General features: G+C 61.5%; 21 protein-coding genes. 10 read left to right on the top strand and 11 right to left on the bottom strand.

What is annotated here, in order from left to right; all coding sequences use genetic code 11:
• The first annotated feature begins 29 nt into the window (after positions 1-29).
• Together trmFO and HOC_RS03085 are read left to right on the top strand one after the other, a co-directional pair.
• Positions 30-1,436 (top strand): methylenetetrahydrofolate--tRNA-(uracil(54)-C(5))-methyltransferase (FADH(2)-oxidizing) TrmFO, encoded by a 1,407-nt coding sequence (gene trmFO / locus HOC_RS03090; RefSeq protein ID WP_035535946.1) that lies wholly within the window; start codon positions 30-32, stop codon positions 1,434-1,436.
• A gap of 21 nt (positions 1,437-1,457) precedes the next feature.
• Positions 1,458-2,438: an NAD-dependent epimerase/dehydratase family protein gene (locus HOC_RS03085; protein WP_051624473.1), complete on the top strand. Its 981-nt coding sequence runs from the start codon at positions 1,458-1,460 to the stop codon at positions 2,436-2,438.
• A gap of 3 nt (positions 2,439-2,441) precedes the next feature.
• Here the strand turns inward: HOC_RS03085 and HOC_RS03080 are convergent, their stop codons facing one another.
• Both HOC_RS03080 and HOC_RS20990 read right to left on the bottom strand, forming a co-directional pair.
• Positions 2,442-3,764 (bottom strand): PQQ-dependent sugar dehydrogenase, encoded by a 1,323-nt coding sequence (locus HOC_RS03080; RefSeq protein ID WP_035535827.1) that lies wholly within the window; start codon positions 3,762-3,764, stop codon positions 2,442-2,444.
• Positions 3,765-3,837: 73 nt separating this feature from the next.
• Positions 3,838-4,488: a squalene/phytoene synthase family protein gene (locus HOC_RS20990; protein WP_162174797.1), complete on the bottom strand. Its 651-nt coding sequence runs from the start codon at positions 4,486-4,488 to the stop codon at positions 3,838-3,840.
• Between the two features lie 64 nt (positions 4,489-4,552).
• On the opposite strand from HOC_RS20990, the gene HOC_RS03070 reads away from it, so the two are divergent.
• Positions 4,553-5,149: a superoxide dismutase gene (locus HOC_RS03070; protein WP_035535826.1), complete on the top strand. Its 597-nt coding sequence runs from the start codon at positions 4,553-4,555 to the stop codon at positions 5,147-5,149.
• 171 nt (positions 5,150-5,320) lie between these two features.
• Positions 5,321-6,934 carry a DEAD/DEAH box helicase gene (locus HOC_RS03065; RefSeq protein WP_035535825.1) on the top strand — a complete coding sequence of 538 codons (1,614 nt, stop codon included), beginning with the start codon at positions 5,321-5,323 and terminating at the stop codon, positions 6,932-6,934.
• 24 nt (positions 6,935-6,958) lie between these two features.
• On the opposite strand, the gene HOC_RS20985 is transcribed toward HOC_RS03065, so the two are convergent.
• Together HOC_RS20985 and HOC_RS03055 are read right to left on the bottom strand one after the other, a co-directional pair.
• Complete coding sequence (locus HOC_RS20985) at positions 6,959-8,038, bottom strand: sensor histidine kinase (protein WP_051624471.1); 1,080 nt, start codon at positions 8,036-8,038, stop codon at positions 6,959-6,961.
• A 61-nt stretch (positions 8,039-8,099) separates the two neighbouring features.
• A complete protein-coding gene (locus tag HOC_RS03055) occupies positions 8,100-9,536 on the bottom strand; it encodes a coniferyl aldehyde dehydrogenase (protein WP_035535824.1) in 1,437 nt (478 codons plus the stop codon).
• A gap of 151 nt (positions 9,537-9,687) precedes the next feature.
• Here HOC_RS03055 and HOC_RS03050 point away from each other — a divergent pair, with 151 nt between their 5' ends.
• From HOC_RS03050 to HOC_RS20980, 3 genes are all read left to right on the top strand, one after another.
• Entirely contained in the window at positions 9,688-10,488 is an 801-nt protein-coding gene (locus HOC_RS03050; protein ID WP_034737436.1) for an enoyl-CoA hydratase/isomerase, read from the top strand.
• Positions 10,489-10,592: 104 nt separating this feature from the next.
• Positions 10,593-11,081, top strand: a complete 489-nt coding sequence (locus HOC_RS03045; protein ID WP_035535823.1) for a DUF3291 domain-containing protein — start codon at positions 10,593-10,595, stop codon at positions 11,079-11,081.
• A complete protein-coding gene (locus tag HOC_RS20980) occupies positions 11,078-11,596 on the top strand; it encodes a SixA phosphatase family protein (protein ID WP_051624469.1) in 519 nt (172 codons plus the stop codon). Before HOC_RS03045 ends, HOC_RS20980 begins: the two co-directional genes overlap by 4 nt.
• Before the next feature lie 25 nt (positions 11,597-11,621).
• Here the strand turns inward: HOC_RS20980 and HOC_RS03035 are convergent, their stop codons facing one another.
• From HOC_RS03035 to HOC_RS03020, 4 genes are all read right to left on the bottom strand, one after another.
• Positions 11,622-11,879 carry a DUF3253 domain-containing protein gene (locus HOC_RS03035; RefSeq protein WP_035535822.1) on the bottom strand — a complete coding sequence of 86 codons (258 nt, stop codon included), beginning with the start codon at positions 11,877-11,879 and terminating at the stop codon, positions 11,622-11,624.
• Complete coding sequence (locus HOC_RS03030) at positions 11,876-12,427, bottom strand: hypothetical protein (RefSeq protein WP_156950357.1); 552 nt, start codon at positions 12,425-12,427, stop codon at positions 11,876-11,878. Before HOC_RS03030 ends, HOC_RS03035 begins: the two co-directional genes overlap by 4 nt.
• A 110-nt stretch (positions 12,428-12,537) precedes the next feature.
• Positions 12,538-13,773, bottom strand: coding sequence for a serine hydrolase domain-containing protein (locus HOC_RS03025; protein ID WP_035535820.1), 1,236 nt, complete (start codon positions 13,771-13,773; stop codon positions 12,538-12,540).
• The gene (locus HOC_RS03020) at positions 13,774-14,934 is read right to left on the bottom strand and encodes an acyl-CoA dehydrogenase family protein (protein ID WP_035535819.1); all 1,161 of its coding nucleotides are present in this window, start codon (positions 14,932-14,934) and stop codon (positions 13,774-13,776) included. It lies immediately after the preceding gene.
• Between the two features lie 107 nt (positions 14,935-15,041).
• Here HOC_RS03020 and HOC_RS03015 point away from each other — a divergent pair, with 107 nt between their 5' ends.
• Positions 15,042-15,470 (top strand): PaaI family thioesterase, encoded by a 429-nt coding sequence (locus tag HOC_RS03015; protein ID WP_051624468.1) that lies wholly within the window; start codon positions 15,042-15,044, stop codon positions 15,468-15,470.
• On the top strand, positions 15,467-16,255 hold the full coding sequence (locus HOC_RS03010) for an SDR family NAD(P)-dependent oxidoreductase (protein WP_035535817.1): 789 nt from the start codon (positions 15,467-15,469) through the stop codon (positions 16,253-16,255). Before HOC_RS03015 ends, HOC_RS03010 begins: the two co-directional genes overlap by 4 nt.
• A gap of 26 nt (positions 16,256-16,281) precedes the next feature.
• Here the strand turns inward: HOC_RS03010 and HOC_RS03005 are convergent, their stop codons facing one another.
• The 3 genes from HOC_RS03005 to HOC_RS02995 form a co-directional block, all read right to left on the bottom strand.
• A complete protein-coding gene (locus HOC_RS03005; RefSeq protein ID WP_035535816.1) occupies positions 16,282-16,899 on the bottom strand; it encodes a glutathione S-transferase family protein in 618 nt (205 codons plus the stop codon).
• Between the two features lie 120 nt (positions 16,900-17,019).
• Complete coding sequence (locus tag HOC_RS03000) at positions 17,020-18,957, bottom strand: TonB-dependent receptor (protein ID WP_241766872.1); 1,938 nt, start codon at positions 18,955-18,957, stop codon at positions 17,020-17,022.
• Positions 18,958-19,238: 281 nt separating this feature from the next.
• Positions 19,239-20,525, bottom strand: a complete 1,287-nt coding sequence (locus tag HOC_RS02995) for a NupC/NupG family nucleoside CNT transporter (RefSeq protein WP_035535815.1) — start codon at positions 20,523-20,525, stop codon at positions 19,239-19,241.
• A gap of 241 nt (positions 20,526-20,766) precedes the next feature.
• Here HOC_RS02995 and HOC_RS02990 point away from each other — a divergent pair, with 241 nt between their 5' ends.
• Positions 20,767-22,308, top strand: coding sequence for a S10 family peptidase (locus HOC_RS02990; protein ID WP_206741528.1), 1,542 nt, complete (start codon positions 20,767-20,769; stop codon positions 22,306-22,308).
• The last annotated feature ends 163 nt before the right edge of the window (positions 22,309-22,471 follow it).

Below are 22,471 nucleotides of genomic sequence, written 5' to 3'. Positions count from 1 at the left end.
CGCCGGGCTGGCCTGCGCATGTCCCACCCATGAGCATCAAACCTATCCATATTATCGGTGGCGGCATGGCCGGATCGGAAGCGACATGGCAGGCAGCGAGCGCGGGCGTGCCCGTGATCCTGCATGAAATGCGGGGCGTAAAGGGCACAGAAGCCCACCAGACGGACCAATTGGCCGAGCTGGTCTGCTCCAATTCGTTCCGCTCGGACGACCATACGACCAATGCCGTGGGCGTTCTGCATGAGGAAATGCGCCGGGCTGGCGGCCTGATTATCACCACGGCGGCTGACCATCAGGTGCCCGCTGGCAGTGCGCTGGCCGTCGACCGCGAGGGCTTTGCCGAGGCGATTACCGCCAAGCTGGAAGCCCATCCGCTGGTCACCATCGTGCGTGAGGAAATCGCCGGTATTCCGCCCGAAGACTGGGACAGCGTGATCATCGCGACCGGCCCGCTGACCTCGCAGGCGCTGGCCGAGGCGATCCATGCGCATACGGGCGAAGGCGACCTCGCCTTCTTCGATGCCATCGCGCCGATCATCTACATGGACTCCGTCGACATGACGAAGGCCTGGCGCCAGAGCCGCTATGACAAGCCCGGCCCCGGCGGCGACACGGCGGCCTATATCAACTGCGCTATGGACGAGGCCCAGTACAATGCCTTCCTCGATGCGCTGATCGCGGCACCTAAGACCGAGTTCAAGGACTGGGAAAAAGACACGCCCTATTTCGAAGGCTGCCTGCCAATCGAAGTGATGGCCGAGCGCGGGCGCGAGACGTTGCGTTTCGGACCGATGAAGCCGGTCGGCCTGACCAATCCGCACGACCCGACCGTGAAATCGCACGCCGTTGTGCAGCTGCGCCAGGACAATGCCCTCGGCACGCTGTGGAACATGGTGGGTTTCCAGACCAAGCTGAAACATGGCGCGCAGGCGGAAATCTTCCGCATGATCCCCGGCCTCGAGAAGGCCGAGTTCGCGCGGCTGGGCGGCATCCACCGCAACACGTTCCTGAATTCGCCGAAACTGCTGGACGAGCAGCTGCGCATGAAATCCATACCGCGCCTGCGCTTTGCAGGTCAGGTGACGGGCGTTGAAGGCTATGTCGAGAGCGCGGCCATGGGCCTGCTCGCCGGGCGCTTTGCGGCGGCCGAACGCCTCGGCCGCACCCTGCCCCCGCCACCGCCGACCACGGCGCTCGGCTCGCTGGTGCTGCACATCACAGGCGGCCATTTGCAGGGCAAGCAGACCTTCCAGCCGATGAACGTGAATTTCGGCCTGTTTCCGGACATTACCGACTATTCGAAAGTCGGCCCGGACGGCAAACGCCTTCGCGGCAAGGACAAGGGCCGGGCCAAGAAGATGGCCCAGGCCGTGCGCGCGCTGCAGGATGTCGATGCGTGGCTGGCGGGTGAAGCCGAGCTGGTGCCCGCGGAATAGAGACAGTCAGGGAGCAGGCCTTTGAAACTTCTGCTCACCGGATCGACGGGCTGGCTGGGACGCCACTTGGCGCCCTTGCTGGAGGCGTGCGGGCACCGCGTCGTTGGGCTGGATGTGGCGCCGGGACCGTTTACGCAGGTGATCGGCACTGTCGCAAACCGTGCGCTGGTCGACCAGATATTCGCGGATCATGGCATTGAAGCTATCATTCATGCAGGCGCGCTGCACAAGCCGGATATTGCGCGGTTTCCGCGCCAGGCCTTTATCGACACGAATGTGACCGGCACGCTGAACCTGCTGGAGGCGGCGGTGGCGGCGGGGCATGACCGGTTCGTGATGACATCCACGACATCGCTGATGATTTCGCAGGCCATCCGGGACGAGGCATCGGCGGAGGCCGTGTGGTTGGACGAGGATCAGGGGCCGCTGGCGCCGCGCAATATTTACGGCGTGACGAAACTGGCGGCTGAGGGGCTGTGCCGGCAGTTTGCGCTGGAGACCGGGCTGAACTGCGTTGTGCTGCGCACGTCGCGCTTCTTTCCCGAGGATGATGACACGCTGTCGAACCCACCGCCGGAAAATCTGAAAGCCAATGAATTCCTGCACCGTCGGCTGACGGTTGAGGACGCAGCGCGAGCCCATCTCGTGGCGCTGGAGAAGGCGCCGGATGTGGGCTTTGGGCTATATATCGTATCGGCGCTGAGCCCGTTTGCGCGGTCGGAATGTGCCGCCCTGAAGCGCGATGCCGCTGCGGTCATATTGCAGCACTTCCCGGATGCCGCTGACCTCTATGCAAGCCGGGGGTGGCGCCTGCCGCAGCAGATCGGGCGCGTTTATGACGCCTCGCGGATAGAGCGGGAACTCGGGTTTCGCTGCGAGACGGATTTCGCCGCCGTGCTTGGGGCTTTGCGGTCAGGCGCGGTGATGCCGTTTGCGCATGATGGCGGGTTCCGGTCGCCGAGCCTTGATGGCCGCGCGCTGATTGAAGGCGCGCGGCGTTAGGCTTTACTGCGCCGTGACGCGCCAGATGCGGTTGCCGACATCGTCTGCAACAAGGAGAGCGCCGGACTGGTCGAGCAGGACGCCGACAGGGCGGCCATGGGCGGTGTCATCAGTCATGAAATCATCGAGCACGGTCACTGGCTCGCCTGATGGCATGCCATTGGCGAAGGGCACGAAGATGACCTTGTAGCCACTGCGCGGCTTGCGGTTCCACGAGCCATGTTGGCCGATGAAGGCGCCTTCGCCGTAATGCGTGGCCATGGCGCCGGTCGACCCGCTCGTCAGGTCGAGCCCGAGCGAGGCCGTGTGCGAACCGAGGGCATAATCCGGCGCGATGGCGCTGGCGACGAGATCCGGTTTTTGCGGCTCGACGCGCGTGTCGATGGTCTGGCCGTAATAGCTGTAGGGCCAGCCATAGAAGGCGCCGTCTTTCACAGAGGTGAGATAGTCCGGCACGAGATTGTTGCCGAGTTCATCGCGTTCGTTGACGACAGTGAAGAGCGTGCCGGTGGACGGATCGATATCCATGCCGACGGGATTGCGCAGGCCCGTGGCGAAGACGCGGCCCTCACGGGAGGCAATGTCGATTTCCCAGATGGCGGCGCGGCCTTCTTCGGCCTCGATGCCGTTTTCGGCGACATTGCTGTTGGAGCCGACAGAGGCGTAGAGCTTGGTGCCGTCAGGGCTGGCGACGACATTCTTGGTCCAGTGATGGTTTATCTCGCCCGCCGGGAGGGCAAAGAACTCTTGGGGCGTGGCAGTGTTCGTGGTGTTGCCCTCAACATAGGGCACGGTCACGATGGCATCCGTATCGGCGATGTAGAGCGTGTCGCCGACAAGCGTCATGCCGAAGGGCGAGTTGAGGCCGCTAAGATAGGTCGTGTGGGTTTCAGCCACGCCGTCGCCGTCCGCATCGCGCAGGAGGGAAATGCGGTTTGCACTGGGCACGCCGGCGCCAGCCTTGGCCATGACGCGCTTCATGAAGAAGCCGCGAATGCCGTCGCCATCTTCCGGGCGCGGCGGGCCATTGGTTTCAGCGACGAGTACGTCGCCATTCGGCAGCTGGTAGAGCCAGCGGGGATGGTCGAGGTCTGCGGCAAACTGGTTGACCGCGAGGCCGGCGGCGGGCGTCGGCTTCGCATCGCCTGTCCATGCCTTGGCGGTGGCCACATTCACGGTCGGCAGGAGCTTGTCTGTGGGTTTGGGCAGGTCGGGCGCCGGGCCAAAGCCAGTCTCGATGGGGAGTGTCTGGTTGCCATTGCAGGCGCCCAGTGTTGCGCCGAGCGCCATGATGAGCGCAGCCGATGCGACATTTCTATGTTTCATTTATTTCTCCTGCCTTGTCAGGAGAAGCGCACAAAAACCGGTCTGGTTCCAGACTTGTTCAGGAGACAGATTGTCAGACCTGCCCGGTATTCATCGCCTTCATGATGCTGAGACGCTTGGTGACAGCGTTCGGATCGCGGCCTTCTGAGTAGAACTTGCGCAGGCGGAAATGGGCGATGGCAGGCCGGATGGGCTTCGGCGCCGGGGCAACGTGTGGGCCGAACGCCTTGGTGTCGCTGCGACGGGTCGCGGCATAGGCAGGCGCGACTTCCTGTATCTCCGTACCCCAGCCATGGGCACCGGCGAGCACGCTGGCGGCGACCGCGGCGAGCCAGGCCTCAGGCTCGCGCGCGCGGTCCTCAGCCTCGAAAGCGGCCTGGTAGCCATCGACCAGTTTCTGCAGGGCGCCCACTTTCAGGCGCTGGCACGCGACTTCCTCATAGAGAGCGAGGCAGACGTCATGGGAGCGCGGCGTCTTCTCGGCCTCGATCTCGGAGAGGGCATCGCGCCACCACTGGAAGCGGATGGCGCCGAGCGTGTCTTCGGTCACGGCCAGCCGCACGCGGGCCAACTCGTAAGCCAGCGCATAAAGTGCTATCAGGGCGTTGCGGTATATTTCGGGGGCGAAACGACTGGATATCCAGCGATCTTCGTCCACGCGCTTAACGCGGGCGTCGATTGCCTTCCATTGTGTTTTGCTCAGAGGGCTAGTCTCGTTTGACATGGAACCCATATGTGGGAAGACGCGCTGATACACCAGTCAATGTTATGCAAGAAAGGACGATCTCATGGCTTTTTCCCTTCCCGACCTCCCTTATGGACGCGGAGACCTCGCTCCTCACATTTCCGAGGAGACCCTCAACTACCACCACGGCAAGCACCATCAGGCGTATGTCGACAATCTCAACAAGATGATTGAAGGCACCGATCTCGAGGGCAAGTCGCTCGAAGAGATCATCAAGGTCACTGCCGCTGACAAATCCAAGGCCGGCCTGTTCAACAATGCCGCCCAAGTGTGGAACCACACGTTCTACTGGCACTCGATGACACCAAACGGCGGCGGCAAGCCAACCGGCAAGATTGCCGCCAAGATCGAGAGCGATCTCGGCGGCTACGACCAGTTCGTGAAAGACTTCAAGGCAGCCGGTGGCGGCCAGTTCGGTTCAGGCTGGGCCTGGCTGGTGCTGAAGGATGGCAAACTGGCCATTACCAAGACGCCAAACGCCGAAACACCGCTGACAGAAGCTGGTGTGACGCCAATCCTGACCATGGATGTCTGGGAACACGCCTATTACCTCGACTACCAGAACAGCCGTCCGAACTATATGGACGCATTCATCAACAAGCTGATCAACTGGGACTTTGCCAACAAGAACCTCGGTTAATCAGACGTCACCCCATCCGTGAATTTACGGAAACTGAGACGCCCGCCTGTACTGGCGGGCGTTTTTGCATTATGTGCACCGCAACAGACGCTCCGGGCTCAGGATTCGCCCGGCAAAGCTGCCATTCGGGCAGCGTCGGGTATTATCAACAATCCTTGGACTGGAAACACTTTGAACGACGTAACATTTGCAGATCTCGGCCTCGGGCCGAACGTGCTGAAAGCTGTAGAAGAAGCTGGGTACACAACCCCCACGCCGATCCAGATGGAAGCCATCCCCCACATTCTTTCCGGCGGCGACGTGACGGGCATTGCCCAGACCGGCACCGGCAAGACGGCCGCCTTCGTGCTGCCAATGATCCACCGTCTCGCCCGCGGCCGGGCCCGGGCGCGCATGCCGCGCTGCCTGATTCTCTGCCCCACGCGCGAACTCGCCGCCCAGGTGGCCGAGAATTTCGAGAAATACGGCAAGTATCTCAAGCTCACCATGGCGCTGCTGATCGGCGGCGTGAGCTTTAAGGAGCAGGAAGGCCTGCTCCAGCGCGGTGTTGATGTTCTGATCGCGACGCCGGGTCGGCTGATGGACCAGTTCGAACGCGGCAAGCTGCTGCTGATGGGTGTCGACTATCTCATCATCGATGAAGCCGACCGCATGCTCGACATGGGCTTCATCCCGGACATCGAAAAGATCGTCGCCAAGCTGCCACCGAAGCGCCAGACGCTGCTCTTCTCGGCCACGTTCCCGACCGACATCCAGCGGCTTGCCAAGAGCTTCCAGATCAACCCGGTGAAGATTGAGGTTGCGCGCCCAACGGACGCCGCCAAGACGATCACCCAGCATGTCGTCCATATTCCGAGCAATGACGCCAAGGCCAAGCGCACCGCGCTGCGCCGCGTGATTGAGTCGTGTGATGTGAAAAACGGTATCGTGTTCTGCAACCGCAAGGTCGAAGTCGATATCGTTGCGGCTTCCCTGCAGAAGCATGGCCATGACGCTGCCGCCATCCACGGCGACCTGCCGCAGGCCTTCCGCACCGAAGTGCTCCAGCGCTTCCGCGATGGCGACCTGAAACTGCTGGTCGCATCTGACGTGGCCGCCCGTGGTCTCGACATTCCGGACGTCGACCATGTGTTCAACTATTCGCCGCCACCGAAAGACGAGGACTATGTCCACCGGATCGGCCGGACAGGTCGTGCCGGACGGAGCGGTAAGAGCTTTACGGTCGTCTCGCCGAGCGACGAAAAGTCCTGGGGCTTTGTCCTCAAGATGATCCAGCAGGACGTCGAGGAATATATGCCCGAAGGCCTGCTCGAAGAGCTTGAGAACCTGCCGCCGGAAGAACGCTCGAGCCGTGGCGGACGCAGTGGTGGCAGCAGCCGCAGCAGCGGAAGCAGCAGCCGTGGCCGTGGTGATCGCCCCGAACGTGGCCGTTCGCGCCGCTCGTCCGGCGACGACGCTCCGAAGGTGGAAGCCAAGGAAGAAGCACCGAAAGCCGAAGTCGCCGAAAAGGCGGACGTCGCCGAGAAGCCAGAACCTTCCGAGAAGGCCGAACGCGCTGAAAAGCCGAAACGCCAGCGCGCCCCGAAAGCTGACAAGTCCGAGAAGGCCGAGCCGAAGGAAAAAGCGGAAACCGCTGAGAAGCCGGCCCGTTCGTCCGAGCGCAGCTCACGCGGCGGACGCCCGCCACGCGACCAGAAGCGTAAGGATGACGATCTTATCCTCGCCCCCGCACCGGAGCGTGTAAAAGGCTTCGGCGACGACGTACCGGCCTTCCTGAAACGTTAGAATTTGCCAATCGGCGCAGGAGCCTTACGAGGCTGCCTTGCGCCGTTTTGCGATCAGGGAAGACGAGAAATCATGTTCCGCCGGAGGCCGGTTGAACGTGATTACGTATTTCGTGCCTGCCGGTCCTGTTTCAATTTTGACATCAGCACCAACAGATTGCGTCAATGATTCGACCAGGATGGTGCCGATGCCGGAGTGCTTGGTGCGTGGGCCGTGCGCGGGCATGCCGATGCCGTCGTCTTCGACTTCAATGCGCACAGTCTCGCCATCGCTTTCAAGCGCGACGTGAATCGCCCCCTTGTCGCGCTGCGTGAAGGCATACTTGCAGGCATTGGTCACAAGTTCCGTCACCGCAAGGCAGACCGAGACAGCCTTGCTGACCGGAAGCACGATCTCGCCCTCTGTCTGGCATGTCAGCCGAATATGATCGTCCACAGAGTAAGTCTGCACGACGGTTGCACAAAGGTCGGGCAGGAGCTGGGCGCAGTCGACATGGTCGTGCGTGCCAAGCTCGTACAAGCTGCGATGGGCGGCCGTGATCACTTCGATCCGCTGCCGCGTAAGTGAAAGCGTCTCGCGCGCAATCTCGTCGTCAATGCGCTTCATTGGCAGGGCAACGAGCGAGGCCACGATCTGGAGGCTGTTGCGGACCCGGTGATTGACCTCGAAAAGGAGCAGCTCCTTCATTTCGAGCGCCTGAAGCAAGGCCTGTTCCGCGATGACGCGTGATGTCTCGTCACGGAGCGTCAGGACGGAACCGATCTGGACACCTTCGGAGTCGCGTACAGGTCGTGCCGTTCCCACGGCGATGACGACCGTGCCGTCGGGTCGGCGGATCTTCCAGGGAGCGTCAACAACATCCTCGCCACGCATCACGGCACGTGCGAGCGGCAGCTCGTCAGGCGGATGGGGCGCATCATCCATCGTCAGCAACTGATAATCATCCGAATACGAATCAGGGGCACCACCGACAAGTGAGCGTCCGTGAATTTCCTCCGCAGCGCGATTGACGCTGATAATTCGGCCATCGGCGTCAGCGATAATAACGCCCTCACCGAGCTGATCGAGCACCACGGACTTGAAGCCTTCAAGCGAACTCAACATGTCATGGCCTCCGTGCCAACGGCTCAATATAGTGCGGGAGGTAATACGAAAGTCTAAACCGTCAACGCTTCAGGCGACCTTTCACCTGCTTGCGGAAAGCGTCGCCATAGGGAGGACGGATCATGGCCAGCATCTCACTGCCGGTTTGGGTATAGACGGACTTGCGGTGACTGAATTCGTAGAAGCCTTCGCGGCCATGGTAGCTGCCCATGCCGGAGGGGCCAACGCCGCCGAATGGCAGGTCTTCCTGTGCGACATGGAAGAGCACATCATTGACGGTAACGCCGCCCGAAGTCGTATTGTTGAGCACCTTGTCGCGCTCGGCCGAATCCTCGCCGAAATAGTAGAGCCCCAGCGGGCGGTCATGGGCGTTGATGTAGGCAATCGCATCACTGGTTTCACCATAGGACTTGATCGGCAGGATGGGGCCGAAGATCTCGTCCTGCATCACGGTCATGTCGTCGGTCGGGTCGACGATGATGTGCGGTGCGATCTTGTGGTGAGGCTGTTGCGAGAAATTGTCTCCGGTCGGATTGATTTCGATCACTTCAGCGCCTTTGGCCCGCGCGTCCTCTATATAGGACATGATCCGATCATAGTGGCGCTGATTTACGATGGACGTGTAGTCGTCATTGTCCTTCAGTCCGGACGGGAACATTTTCTGGACCGCACTCGTGGCAGCCGCTGTGAACTCGGCGGTCTTTTCCTTGGGCACGAAGGCATAGTCTGGCGCGAGGCAGATCTGCCCGGCGTTAAGTGTCTTGCCGGCCATGATGCGGTTGGCGGCTTTCTGCATGTCAGCGGAGCGGCCAAGAATGACCGGGCTCTTGCCGCCCAGCTCAAGCGTGAGCGGGACAAGGTTGTCGGCTGCCGCACGCATGACGTGCTTTGCAACAGAAGTCGCGCCAGTGAAGAGGATATGGTCGAAAGGCAGCTTCGTGAACTCGGCGCCGACTTCGGGGCCGCCGGTGATTACGGCCATTTCTTCCTCGTCATAATATTGCGCAATCACGGACTTCATCAGTTCCGACGTCGCCTCGGTGAATTCCGACGGCTTGATCATGCAACGGTTGCCGGCGGCGAAGACACCCGCAAGCGGCGTGAAGGTCAGGTTGACCGGGAAGTTCCACGGGCTGATGACGCCGATCACGCCTTTTGGCTGGAACTGGATCTGCGCTTTGGAGCCCAGAAGATTGAGCGGGAACTCGACGCCGCGCTTGTCTGGCTGCATCCACTTGTGAAGGTGCTTCTTGGCAAACTTGAGCGCGGCGATCGAGGACGCAATGTCGGTAAAGGCCGACTGGTCCTTGGAACGATGGCCGAAATCCTCGCACATGGCCTCGTTGAAGGCGTCGCCGTGGGTGATCAGAAGGTCGATGGACTTGTCGAGCCATTCGATCCTTTTCGCAGCGGACGGTATGCCGTCGCGCAGGTTTGCCGCCTTTTGTCGCGTGAGGATGGAGCTCATGCCGCTGCCTGTTGCGCTGTCGAGTGCCATTCCAGAATCTCCCATAGCCATATTTGTAAGTGAACAGTGTAGCTCGCGTTCAGCACTTAACAAAGCGAAATGCATTGCCCTTGCGTGAGGCGTTCACAAGGCGGGCAAACTTACTAGATTGCCGACACAAACTTCCGGGAGAGAAACAAAGATGGCCTATTCAAAAATTTCCTACGAACTGGACGGCGATACGGCCATCATCAGCTTCGACGATGCGTCCACCATGAACGCCTGCGGAATCGATACCGCACAAGAACTGTTGCATGCGTTCGAGACGGCTGCGCGCGAAGCCCGCTGCACGATCCTCACAGGCAAAGGCCGCGGCTTCTGCTCTGGTGCGAACCTCGGCGCAAACCCCGGCAGCGGCACGGCGCTCAGCCATCCGGGCTCGATGCCCGATGCCGGCCGCGCCCTGGAAACCCACTATAATCCGCTCATCCTGGCCATTCAGGACCACCCGCATCCGGTCATCACGGCCGTGAACGGCGCGGCAGCCGGTGTCGGCTGCGCCCTCGGCCTGATCGGCGATCTCGTGATCTGCGCCAAGAGCGGCTACTTCCTGCAGGCATTCCGCCGCATCGGCCTCGTTCCCGATGGCGGTTCGACCTACCTGCTGGCCCGCACGATCGGCCGTGTTCGCGCCATGGAAATGGCCCTGCTGGGCGAAAAGATTCCTGCCGAACAGGCCATGTCCTGGGGCCTCGTCAACCGCGTGGTCGAAGACGACGCGCTAATGGACACGGCAAAACAGCTGGCCAAGCAGCTCAGCGAAGGTCCGACAATGGCGCTCGCCATGACGCGCAAGCTGATCTGGTCGGCCTGTGACGGCGATTTCGAAGGAGCCCTGCGGGCCGAGCGCCTGTCCCAGCGCACCGCTGGCCGCTCTGAAGATTTTGCTGAGGGCGTTAAGGCCTTTCTCGGCAAGCGGAAAGCCGTCTTCAAAGGCAAATAATCATCTTCAGATTGCAGAAATTCCGCTCCAGTTAACACTGGAGTAAGGCATCCGTGACATTTTCCCGGCGACTATATATTTGGGCCGGGGGGGCGGTTACCTGCATGGATTACAGGCTGATTCATTTCAACTGTGCGCGCCCGACAGGCGCGTTTACGTTCGAGAATGAGTTCGTGCGGGTTTTCCTGTCGATCCTGCCGCGAATTTTCAGCGACGCCGACTCCTTCGAAGGGCTTCACTGGCATCGCCATGGCGTTCGCGAGCCCAGTGGCATCTGGCGCGACCTGTATCAGGCATTCCCCTATGCGGAAGAGCTGGGCATACCGGATGTCTGCACCATGGCCGGCTGGACATCGCTCGAGGAAATGCGGCGCTTCGTCTATTCCGGCAAGACGCACCCGGCCGGCATGCGCCGCCTGCAATCGCAGCTCGACCGCAGCCAGGGCCCCGGATTCGTCATGTGGTGGGCCCCACGTGACGAGCGTTTCACGATGAGTGACGGATGGGACCGCCTGCAGCATCTGCGCATGCACGGCCCGAGTTCCTACGCTTTCTCGCTGGATGACCCCATCGCCAGACCCCAAGTCGCATGAGGGTTTCCCGGCGCGCCTTTGCGGGCCTGATGGCCGCTGCGGTTCTGTCTGCCGCCTGCATGTCTTCACCGCCACCACCGGAAACGGTGATCTACCTTGTCCGCCACGCGGAAAAGCAGGTCGGCGATGACCCCTCGCTGACAGATGAAGGCCAGGCACGGGCTGAAGAACTTGCGCTGACGCTGAAAAAGGCCGGTATCACACGGATCTATTCCACCGACACAGCACGCACACGCCAGACAGCGGCGCCCCTAGCGGCCGCTCTGAATGTGCCTGTCGAGATATATGATGCCTCAGACCTGCTCGCCTTTGCCAGTGAGCTGACAACGCAGACAGGTACAATTCTGGTCGTCGGCCACTCCAACACAACGCCCCCACTGGTAGAACAGTTGGGCGGCGATCCCGGCACGGAAATTAACGAGGCAGGCGAGTTCGACCGGCTCTACGTGCTGCATATCAGGGGCGACACGGTGCGAACCGACCTGCGCCGGTACGGCAACCGCTACCAGCCGTAAGGGCCGAACCGGAGCCTGCCGCAGACTAGGCTGGCGGCAGGCCGAGCCGGTAGACGCCCTTGAACGTATCAAGATTTTCCACCGGCTTGCCTTTGCGATAGATCGCAATCGTGCCCGCTTTGGCGAGTCGGACGGCTTCAGCGCGCACATCCTTGAGTACGCGCTGGAAGTTTTCCTCGCTCACGGCACGGGCTGCCTGTTCGGCGCTGATCGTCTTGCCGACGCCGCATTCGGCGGTCAGCGACAGGATCGCCTCGCGCACAGGATTTTTTGGCTCTGTCATGGTCGATATCCAATATCGCGCAGTGATACCCGCAGCTTCATAAGCGTCTCTGTATCCGACTTGGAAATTGAAGGCATGTGCAAAATGCTGTCGCTAATAGCATCAACATGTCGGCCCAGCTCCTGCAAGCTCGGCTCCGATGCGATACAACCTTGCAGATAGAACCAGTTTGGAGATTGAATCTTGGCACCGACTGTTTGCACAGAGTCGATGTAGTCTGCCAATGATCTGTTGCCCGCTTTTGGAGGGCCAGCATGCGATTTCTTCCACTCTGCGACGAGTGCTCCAGCAGTTAAAATGGAGCCGACCGCTTCACTCGGAATATCCGCAGATATAGCCGCTTCTGCAATTGCGGTATTAGCAAGATAATCTCGGAACTCTTGGCTACCAATATTGGGAGCATCACCTGCCAGACCGCCAGAACAGCCATAGAAGCACTTATCCCCGTCTGGTCCCGCTAGCTTCAAATATTGAACCCGAAAAGCATTAAATTCCGAGACATCCGCCCCAGAGCGCTCTTTCGAAGCTTCAACGAATTCGTTCAGCATACGCCCTGCTTCAGCTTTGCTGTTCTTATAATACAACCAATCCTGTGCATTGGCGGCCTGCGCCAATACCAGTGTGGCTGTTCCGACCGCCAAGAGAGATCGGAGAAGTCTCACCAGTCGATCGCCGCATAGGCAAGCTGCTGGAATTGCTGGCGCATCGGATAGGAGGAGGACGGCATGAGCTGCGTTGCCTGAATGCCGATGATCTCTTCTTCCGGGTCGATCCAGAAATAGGTGGAGGCAAGGCCGCCCCAGCTGAACGTGCCCTCGCTGCCCGGCTGCATGCCGGCGACAACATCGGTAACCACCGAGCCGCCAAGGCCAAAGCCGACGCCATCGGCCATGACTTCGGTGAACATGGACTTGCCCATGTCGCGCATGGTCTGGCCGAAAGGTAGATGGTTCTGGCGCATGAATTCCAGCGTCTTGGGACTGATAATACGCTGGCCATCGAGCGTGCCGCCGCGCAGGATCATCAGGCAGAAGCGATGATAGTCGCGCATGGTGGACACGAGACCGCCGCCGCCATTCAGCAGGGTCGGGCGTTTCGCATAGAGGCGGGACTCTGCGCCTGCCGCATCGGCCAGCGTTGTTTCGCCCGTTAGCGCATCTTTCTGGTAGCAAGCCATCAGGCGGTCGATCTTGTCTTCCGGCACCCAGAAGTCTGTATCGTGCATGCCAAGTGGGCCCGTGATGCGCTCGCGGAAGAAGGCGTCGAGCTCCATGCCGGATGCAATCTCGACAATTGCACCGAGCACATCGATCGAGTGGCTGTACCACCATTCATCACCGGGCGAGCATTGCAGCGGCAGCTTTGCGAGGCGCTTCGACATTTGCAGGAGCGTCTCGTCAGGCCGACCGATCTTTTCCTTGCGGTACAGCGCATCCACGGGATGCTGCATCATGAAGCCATAGGTGAGGCCTGACGTATGGGTGAAGAGGTCCAGCACTTTCATCGGCCGGTCCGGCTTGCGGGTCTTGATCGCATCACCCTCGCCGCTCTCATAGACCATCACGTCCGCGAATTCGGGAATGTACCGGCTGACATCATGGTCGAGGCGCAGCTTGCCCTCCTCGAACAGCATCATGGCGGCCAGCGAGGTGATCGGCTTGGTCATGGAGTACATGCGGAAGATCGTGTGCGGGCCGATGGGCTCGCCGCTGCCGAGATGTGTCGTGCCGGAATAGTCTTCCAGCGCGATCTCGCCGCCGCGCGAGACCAGCGTCGCCATGCAGGGCACCTTGCCGGTGTCGATATAGTTGGTCTGGAAATACTCAGGAATGGCCGCGAGACGGTCAGGATTGAGGCCAACTTCGTGCGGGTCTGTAGGGTCGTGGTCGAACATTTATAGCTTTCCCGCTTTGGCGGCGCGGGCGAGTTCCCGCGCAATGATGATCTGTTGAATCTGAGTCGTGCCTTCATAGAGGCGGAAGATGCGGACGTCGCGGTAGAAACGCTCAATGCCATAATCGGTGACGTAACCGGCCCCGCCGAACACCTGCACGGCGCGGTCTGCCACGCGGCCACAGGCCTCGGTGGCAAACAGTTTCGTGCACGAGGCCAGCATGGTGACATCCTCGCCCGCATCGCGGCGGCGGGCAGCGTCGAGGATCATGCAGCGGGCCGCATAGGTCTCGGCCTGGCTGTCGGCGATCATGGCCTGAATCATCTGGTGTTCCATGATCGGCTTGCCGAACTGTTTGCGCTCCAGCGAATAGTTGACCATTTCCTTGATCAGGCGCTCTGACACACCCGTGGCGACAGCCGAGATGTGCAGGCGACCCTTGTCGAGCACGCTCATGGCCACCTTGAAGCCTTCGCCCTCGCCCGCAAGGCGGTTCTCGACCGGCACGCGTGCGTTTTCGAAGATCACGTCGCAGATATGCGCGCCCTGCTGGCCCATCTTCTTCTCGGGCTGGCCGACCGACACGCCCGGCGTATTACGCTCGACGATGAAGGCGCTGACGCCCTTGGCGCCCGGCGTCGACGGATCGGTGCGCGCCATGACGGTGAACAGGTCCGCCTTGTTGGCATTGGTGATATAGCGCTTGGTGCCGTTCAGCACGTAATGGTCGCCGTCGCGGATCGCTTTCGTGGTCAGGCTGCCGGCGTCAGAGCCTGCTTCCGGCTCGGTCAGCGCGAAGCTCGCGATCAGGTCGCCGCTGGCAATGCCGGGCAGCCATTTGGATTTCTGCGCATCCGTACCGAACAGAACCAGCGCCTGGCTGCCGATACCAATATTGGTGCCTGCAACCGAGCGGAAGGCTGGCGACGTGTGGCCGAGTTCGAACGCCACGAGGCATTCGGTTTCCATGTCGAGCGCGAGGCCACCGTATTCTTCCGGCACGGCAATGCCGAACAGGCCGAGATTCTTCATCTCGTCGACGATGGATTGCGGCACGGCATCATTGTCGCCGACTTCGGCCTCGATCGGTATGCATTTCTCGGTCACGAAGCGGCGCACCTGTTCGATCAGTGCAGCGCGGATTTCGGCATCGAAGGCCATATGGAGGCTCCCATTTATGTTTGTCGGCAAGATGATATGCCGTTGGGGCACGCTTGTCGAAGGGTGACCGTGCGGTATCAAAGCCAAAAGGGAGGAACAAGCCGCAAATGGTGACGACGGAAGTAACAGAAGGCGAGTTCAAGGGCTGGCACACCTGGCCCGAAGAGCCATTCGAATATGACACGGCCGGCCCGTTCTACATGCGGACCGACGAAAAAGGCCCGGTTGCGGCCTTTCGCGCCCAGCGCAAGCACATGAACGCCGGCGGCGTCGTGCACGGCGGCTGCCTGATGACCTTCGCGGACTATGCCCTCTTCGCCATCGGCCATCAGGGCATGGAGGGCGTTTATGGCCTTACCGTCGCCTTTACCGCAGAATTCCTCGACGGCGCCCGCGAAGGCGAACTGCTCGAGGCGCGCGGCGACCTGCTGCGCCAGGGCCGCTCCATCACCTTCGTACGCGGCATCATCACGGCTGACGGCCGCCCCGTTCTCAATTTTTCCGGCACAATCAAAGTGAAAAGGCCCAAAGCATGACCCAGCCCCCCTATCAGGAACTTTCCCGCTCCATCAAAGGCAAGACCGCCCTCATCACCGGCGCGGCCAGCGGCATGGGAAGGGCAACCGCCCACCTCTTCGCCCGTGAAGGCGCAAATGTCGCTGTCACCGACCTCAAGCAGGAAAACGTCGACCGCGTTGTCGACGAGATCAACGCAGCCGGCATCGGCCATGTGAAGGGCTGGGCGCTGGACGTGAGCGACGCTGACGCCATCAAGCGCGTGGTCGACGAGGCCGCCGCCCATTTCGGCGGCATGGACATTCTCGTGAACAATGCCGGCTTCGCCAAAGCGGGCGATGTCGGCGAGGAAAGCTATGAAGACAGCTGGGGCCCGAGCATCAATGTCATGCTCACCTCGCACCAGCGCGCCATCCGCGCCGCGCTGCCCTACATGCGCAAGAATGGCTGGGGACGTATCGTCAATATCGCCTCCACCGAAGGCCTCGGCGCAACGCCCGGCAACTCGCCTTACGTCGCTGCCAAGCATGGCGTGATCGGCCTGACGCGCGGCCTTGCGGTCGATCTCGGCCGCGAAGGCATCACCGTGAACTGCATCTGCCCCGGCCCGATCATCACGGGCATCACGAGCGGCATTCCTGACGAGCACAAGGAAATCTATGCCAAGCGCCGCGTGCCGCTGCGCCGTTACGGCATTCCGGAAGAGGTCGCCAACATGACCCTGTCGCTGGTCCTGCCGGCTGCCTCATTCCTCAATGGCGTTCACATCCCGGTCGATGGCGGCATGTCGATCAAGAACGCCTGACGCCCAATAACCGGTTTGCGGGGGGCTCAGCCCTTCGCGAACCCGCGCTCGGTCATCGCGGCGTGCCAGCGGCCAAGGTGTTCGAATTCCTTGTGCGGCTCCCATTTCATCACGCGGGCAAAGCCCACGGCGATGTAGAGCGTGATATCCGCAATCGAGAAACGGTCTGCCGCGACGAACTCATGGGTCGCAAGATGCGCGTCGAGGCGCTTGGCCATCGACCGCGCCGCTTTCTCGCCCTTGGCGGCAGCCTCGGGGCTTTGCGGCACTTCCAGCGGCGCCATCATCGGGTGCGAATTGCGGAACCAGCCGGCAAACTGGATGAAGAACATCAGCTCGATGCGCCGGTCCCACATCTCGATCAGGGCCTTCTCCTTCGGGTCCGTGCCCATCAGGTTTGGCTCGGGAAAGATGCCTTCCAGATAGGTGCAGATCGCGCGGCTCTCGGTGATCGCCGTGCCATCGTCCAGCACCAGCGCCGGCACCTGCGAATAGGGTGAGACCTCACGGTATTCCGGTGTCTTGTGCTGCTGGTCCATGATCGACACATCGATCATCTCCACAGCGTCGAGCTTGCCTTTCGCGCGCAGGAAAAAGACCACGCGATCCGGGTTTGGCGCCTTTGGGCTCTGGTAAAGTTTCATCTGTTTCTCTCTCCCTTTTCATTATCGTAGCGCTCATCCTGAGCGAAGTCGAAGGACGAGCGCGTGCTTACGATCTCCCGGCTCGTCCTTCGACTTCGCTCAGGATGAGCCTGCCATATCCTAGAATGTCTTCCTCACGCCCAGCGTCGCATTGAGCGGCTCGCCTGGGAAGTAGCGACCATTGCCGAAGGCGAGGTCCGCGCGGTCGGCATAGGCCTCGTCCGTCAGATTACGCACGATCAGGAACACTTCCGTCCCCTCACTAAAGGCATAGGAACCACGCGCCGCCAGGATCGTGTGCCCCGGATAGGTCGCCGTATTGGCGGGATCCATGAAATATTCGCCGACATGTTCCACCGACAAGGAGAGGCTCAGCGCCTCTGTCGCCTGCCAGTCGAGCGAGGCATCGGCCAGCCATTCCGGCGCCGTGTCGATCTGGTTGCCATCGCGGATGATTCCAGTGGCCGAACTGTTGACGATCCGGTCGAACGTATAAGTCTGGTCAGACCAGCTTACATTGCCCTTCAGCGCCAGCGTATCGGTAATATCGAACGCCGCTGCGGCCTCCACGCCGACATGGCGCGTCGATCCGTCCGGCACGTTGAGGCCGTCACTATCGCGGAAGAAGAAATTCTCCTTGTCCATCCAGTAGGCAGCCACATCGAACACAAGCCGTCCGTCCACGGCGCTGCCGCGCGCACCGACTTCCACGCTATCCAGCGTCTCGGTCTGCACCTGGCCGGCCACCTGCTTATCCTGCAGCCGGTAGAGATCGGAGGCCTGTGGCGCCCGCTCGCCGCGCGCATAGTTCACGTAATAGCTCACATCGCCCGGCGACCAGATCAGGCCGAGCTTCGGCGTCAGCAGGTCAAAATCATCCGTCCTGTCGGCCGGCACATTGAACCGGCCATTGATGCCCACCGGCGCATCGGTCGAATAATCATATTCATGCGTCTCGCCGCGAAGGCCCGCCAGCACGCTGACATTGTTGCCCAGCGCAAACTCCGCCTCGCCCCATAGCGCCAGCTCGGTCGTGTCGACCGTGTAGTCATAGTGGACGCCCTGCGGGAAGCGCCCGTCGCCCGGAAAAAAGCCGAACGGGTCCGGCTGGATCTCCTTCAGGTAACCGCTCGCAACATCCACATCTGCGCCAAGACGCAGCTCGACATTATCGCTCGCCTGCCAGCCATAGCGCGCCATCAGGCCGCCGCCCGTGTGGCCATTCTTCTCGACGCCGCCATTTGGCAGGAAGTGCTGCGAGAAGATCATCGCTTGGGCATGCGCATAGGGCGTCAGCACCAGCGTGCCCGGCCCCAGGTCCCGCTCCGCCCGCATGCCAAGCCGCGCCGACCATGCGTCGCGATAGGCTTCCGGGTTCGGATTCTGCTTGACGAGATCACGGTCCTTGTAGCTGTCGGTGCCATTCACAAAGCCCGCCGATTCCTGATTCAGGTTCGAAGCCGACAACCATGGCGTCACATCCCATCCACCCAGCGTATAGGCGCCAACGGCAGAGAATTTCTGCTGGTCCATGCCGGTATTGTCGCGCCAGCCATTATCGTGCTGCAGAGACAGGCCAAGGCGCACATGCTCGCCATCGTCCAGCGCTGCGTCACTGCGATAGCGCCCCAGCGTGCCATAGCTCGCGCTGGCAAAGCCGCCATCGCCCGGCTTGCCGAGGATGACGTTGACGAGGCCGTGCACCGCGTTCGAGCCATATTTGGCGCTCCCCGGCCCGCGCACCACTTCGATGGCCTCGGCCACTTCATGATGCGGCTCCATCAGGCTGTTGACGTTGCCAAAGGCGGGCGAGCGCGTCGGCACGCCATTCTCGAGGATCAGGAAACTGCCCTGTCCTGCCCCGCCGGTCAGCACCGGCGAGCGGATGGCAATCAAATGCTCCTGCCCGGAATTCATTTGGATGTTGACGCCCGGCAGCGTGTTCAGAATCTCAGCGGGGTGATCGGCGAGCGTGTCGGCGATATCCTTGCTGGTAGCAGCGGAGAAGCTGCCGGGATCGCTGAACTGACGATCCCCGTACACCTTGATTGGCTTCATTCGGCGATGCACATTTTTGCAGCGTGAACTATCCGGTCGGGATAAATCTAGATCATCCTCCACTTCAATGTGCTGCATCATCAAAACGCAGACCAGTTCAGGTTCTGGCTCGTCAGGACCCTCCTGCGCTGCCGCCTGCCCCGCAAGACATGTCGCCAGAACGGCAAGGCTGGCGGAGGTCGCAATCAGTCGGTGCGGCATGGAAAACCCTTCGGCTTGGTTGCAATGTCCGAGACTTAGGGCGATCCCCGCCCCTTGGCGAGCCCTCCCCGAGCGTCAGCTCAGTGCGCAAACAGTGCGAACGGCAGCGCGCCGACAATCGCGCCGGAAATACATGTTGCCAGCGTTCCCGCCAGCAGCGTCTTCCACGCCAGCTCAAGGAAGGTCGAGCGCCGTGTCGGTTCGATAATGCTGAGCCCGCCGAGCAGGATGCCGATGGAGCCAAAGTTCGCGAAGCCGCAGATCGCATGCGCCGTGATCATCCGCGCGCGCGGGCTGAGGCCCTCGGCCGCATCACCCGACAGCTGCAGGAAGGCGACGAACTCGGTCAGCACCGTCTTGATGCCCATCAGCGAGCCAGACTGCGCCGCCTCGCCCATCGGCACGCCAATCATGTACATGACAGGCGCGAAGATCCATCCGAGGATGCGCTCGATGGAAAGCGGCGCGCCGCCGAAATCCGGCAAGGCGCCGAGGCCGAGGTTCACAAGGTAAAGCGCCGCAAAGGCCGCGATCAGCATGGTCACGATATTGGCGATGATTTTCAGGCCGTCGCTGGCGCCGGTCGAGAAAGCATCCATCGTGGAATCATATTCGAAATCAGGCTCGTGGGCGCGCTGCGTCTCGTCCACCGTCTCGGGCACCATGACCAAAGCGAGCGCCACGGCGGCCGGCGCCGCGATCAGCGATGCGGCCAGCAGCTGGCCCAGCGCATTCGGCAATACGTCCTTCAGGAACACCCCGTAGAGCACCAGAACGCTACCCGCCACGGTGGCGAAGCCAGCCGTCATCATGATGAAGATTTCAGACCGCGTCATGCCCTTGATGTACGGTTTGATCAGGATCGGCGCCTCGGTCATGCCCATGAACACATTCGCCGCCACGGCCAGCGAGGTTGCCCCGCCCAGCCCCATGAAGCGCCGGAACACGCTGGCAAAGCCCTTGGTTACCCAGCGCAGGATATGCCAGTGCCAAAGCACGGCGGACAGCGACGCGACGACGATGATCAGCGGCAGGAGGTGCACGGCGAAAATGGGCCCCGGCTGGCCTGTAAAGCCTTCCCATCCGGCCTGCGTCCCGAAGATGGGGCCAAATACGAACTCTGTGCCATACGCCGTTGCGGCGATGAGGCCATCGACCACCATGTTTGCGGCAAACAGCGCATCGCGCACGACTGGAATGCCGAACAGGACGAGCGCAAAGGCAAACTGTATGGCGACAGATCCCAGAACGATCTTCCAGGGGAACGCCTTGCGGTTCTCGCTGAGGCTCCATGCGATGGCGAAGATGACCGCAATGCCGAGCAGTGCCCGCGCATTGTCCCAACCCCATTCAAACCCTGCTGGCATCCACACGCTCCCTTGCCCGATCTCAACCCTCTAAGACTTAGCCGCCACAGTCGTGAATGGAAAGCACGCAGGTGCGCCACAGCGCGTCTCGCGCCATGTTGCCGGAAACCGTGGCACCAAAACCCGGGGCGCTTTGACGCCCCCGCGCTCCGGCGACTGGTTTTTACCTTTACAATCAAGTATCTCCCTTCCAAACCGCAAGCCTGCCCCGGTCATGCCGTGGGCCCCCGGACGGAGAGATATGATGATGCGCGCCCTGTTCATGGCCCTGGTAATGGCCTTTGCCACGCCTGCCTTTGCCGACCCGGAGACCGCCAAACCGGACGACGAAAAGACCGAATCCAAACCCGTCCCCGATCCGGTCATGTTCGAGAGCAAGCATAGCGGCGTCTTCGGCGGCCAGAAAATCGCCTATCATGTCGAAGCGGGCGAAACCTATATCGCCAACGAGGAAGGCGACCCCGCCGCCAGCCTCTTCACCATTTCCTATATCCGCGACAATGCAGGCGCCGACCGGCCCGTCACCTTCGTCTTCAATGGCGGCCCCGGCTCGGCCTCCGTCTGGCTGAACCTCGGCCTGCTCGGCCCGAAGCGCGTTGAAGTCGCCAGCGATGCCGACGCGGATGATGGCGCCGCGCCCTACAGGCTCCTCGACAATGAACAATCCATGCTCAACGTCACCGACCTTGTCTTCATCGATCCCGTCGGCACCGGCTACAGCCGCGTCGTCGGCGATGGCGAAAACGCGGACTATTGGAACGAAGACGGCGACGCCAGCTCGATTGCCGAGTTCATCCGCATCTGGATCACCAAGCACAAGCGCTGGAACGCCCCGAAATACCTCGCCGGCGAAAGTTTCGGCACCACCCGCGCCGCCTATCTCGCCAATGAACTGACCACAGGCGACGTCGATATCGCCCTCAACGGCATCGTGCTGATCTCGCAGGCGCTCGACTATGAGGGCTCCACCTCGGTCGACGACAATGTCTATTCCTACATCACCTACCTGCCGAGCATGGCCGCCGCCGCGCAATATCACGGCAAGGCTGGCCAGGGCGTGGCCCAGGCCGATTTCCTCGGCGAGGCCCGCGCCTTTGCCCGCGATGAATATGGCCCGGCCCTGCTCAAGGGCGACCGTCTCAGCCCGGATGAACGCGCGCATATCCGCGACCGGCTCGCCTATTTCACCGGCCTTGATCCCGTCTATATCGAGCGCTCCAGCCTGCGCATTCTGATGCCGCGTTTCCAGAAGGAATTGCTGCGCGACAGGGGCCTCGCCCTCGGCCGCCTCGATGGCCGCTATGCCGGCGACGAGGCCGACGATATCGCCGAGACCCCGGAAGACGACGCAGCGAGCTATTTCGTCAGCTCCGCCTATTCCGCGCTGATGAACCAGTACCTGTCGACCGATCTCGGCGTCGAGATGGACCGCCCGTACATGGTGTCCAGCAACGAGGCAGGCTCGCAATGGGATTTTGACGACAAGGCGGAAGGCGAATCCTGGGAGCCGCATTACGTCAATGTCGGCCGCCAGCTGACGACCGCGATGCGCCACAACACGGCCCTGAAAGTCATGGTGGCCAGCGGCTATTACGACCTGATCTGCCCCTTCTTCGATGCAGAGATCACATTCGGCCGCTATGGCATCCCGCAGGACCGCGTCGCCCTCACCTACTATCAGGGCGGCCACATGATGTACCTCAACGACGGCGCAATGGACGCGCTGGTCGCCGACATCCGCACCTTCTACGCCGGCAACCTGAAGGACGCCCGTCCGGATTAGGCAGCGCCACTCCCCCCAAACCACAGTCCCGGCAAAAGCCGGGACCTCAGGCAATAGAAGAACCGAGCCTAGCCCCGCGCGCCCCCCTCTCCCTTCTGGGAGAGGGGCCGGGGGTGAGGGGTCACGGAACGTCCCACAAGCCCCGCCGCTCGCAGCGCCGACA

This window comes from Hyphomonas oceanitis SCH89, from assembly GCF_000685295.1.
Taxonomy (GTDB): domain Bacteria; phylum Pseudomonadota; class Alphaproteobacteria; order Caulobacterales; family Hyphomonadaceae; genus Hyphomonas; species Hyphomonas oceanitis.
The sequence above is the reverse complement of the archived record's forward strand: the minus strand, read 5'-3'. Positions and strand labels throughout refer to the sequence as shown.

Coding starts and splice junctions, on each gene's coding strand:
- HOC_RS03020 (WP_035535819.1), bottom strand. CDS start 14,934: ATGGCCTTCGATGCCGAAATCCGCGCTGCACTGATCGAACAGGTGCGC.
- HOC_RS02990 (WP_206741528.1), top strand. CDS start 20,767: ATGATGATGCGCGCCCTGTTCATGGCCCTGGTAATGGCCTTTGCCACG.
- trmFO (WP_035535946.1), top strand. CDS start 30: ATGAGCATCAAACCTATCCATATTATCGGTGGCGGCATGGCCGGATCG.
- HOC_RS03070 (WP_035535826.1), top strand. CDS start 4,553: ATGGCTTTTTCCCTTCCCGACCTCCCTTATGGACGCGGAGACCTCGCT.
- HOC_RS02995 (WP_035535815.1), bottom strand. CDS start 20,525: ATGCCAGCAGGGTTTGAATGGGGTTGGGACAATGCGCGGGCACTGCTC.
- HOC_RS03055 (WP_035535824.1), bottom strand. CDS start 9,536: ATGGCACTCGACAGCGCAACAGGCAGCGGCATGAGCTCCATCCTCACG.
- HOC_RS03010 (WP_035535817.1), top strand. CDS start 15,467: ATGACCCAGCCCCCCTATCAGGAACTTTCCCGCTCCATCAAAGGCAAG.
- HOC_RS03080 (WP_035535827.1), bottom strand. CDS start 3,764: ATGAAACATAGAAATGTCGCATCGGCTGCGCTCATCATGGCGCTCGGC.
- HOC_RS20980 (WP_051624469.1), top strand. CDS start 11,078: ATGAGGGTTTCCCGGCGCGCCTTTGCGGGCCTGATGGCCGCTGCGGTT.
- HOC_RS03025 (WP_035535820.1), bottom strand. CDS start 13,773: ATGTTCGACCACGACCCTACAGACCCGCACGAAGTTGGCCTCAATCCT.
- HOC_RS03015 (WP_051624468.1), top strand. CDS start 15,042: ATGGTGACGACGGAAGTAACAGAAGGCGAGTTCAAGGGCTGGCACACC.
- HOC_RS03005 (WP_035535816.1), bottom strand. CDS start 16,899: ATGAAACTTTACCAGAGCCCAAAGGCGCCAAACCCGGATCGCGTGGTC.
- HOC_RS03045 (WP_035535823.1), top strand. CDS start 10,593: ATGGATTACAGGCTGATTCATTTCAACTGTGCGCGCCCGACAGGCGCG.
- HOC_RS20990 (WP_162174797.1), bottom strand. CDS start 4,488: ATGTCAAACGAGACTAGCCCTCTGAGCAAAACACAATGGAAGGCAATC.
- HOC_RS03035 (WP_035535822.1), bottom strand. CDS start 11,879: ATGACAGAGCCAAAAAATCCTGTGCGCGAGGCGATCCTGTCGCTGACC.
- HOC_RS03030 (WP_156950357.1), bottom strand. CDS start 12,427: ATGCTGAACGAATTCGTTGAAGCTTCGAAAGAGCGCTCTGGGGCGGAT.
- HOC_RS20985 (WP_051624471.1), bottom strand. CDS start 8,038: ATGTTGAGTTCGCTTGAAGGCTTCAAGTCCGTGGTGCTCGATCAGCTC.
- HOC_RS03050 (WP_034737436.1), top strand. CDS start 9,688: ATGGCCTATTCAAAAATTTCCTACGAACTGGACGGCGATACGGCCATC.
- HOC_RS03000 (WP_241766872.1), bottom strand. CDS start 18,957: ATGAAGCCAATCAAGGTGTACGGGGATCGTCAGTTCAGCGATCCCGGC.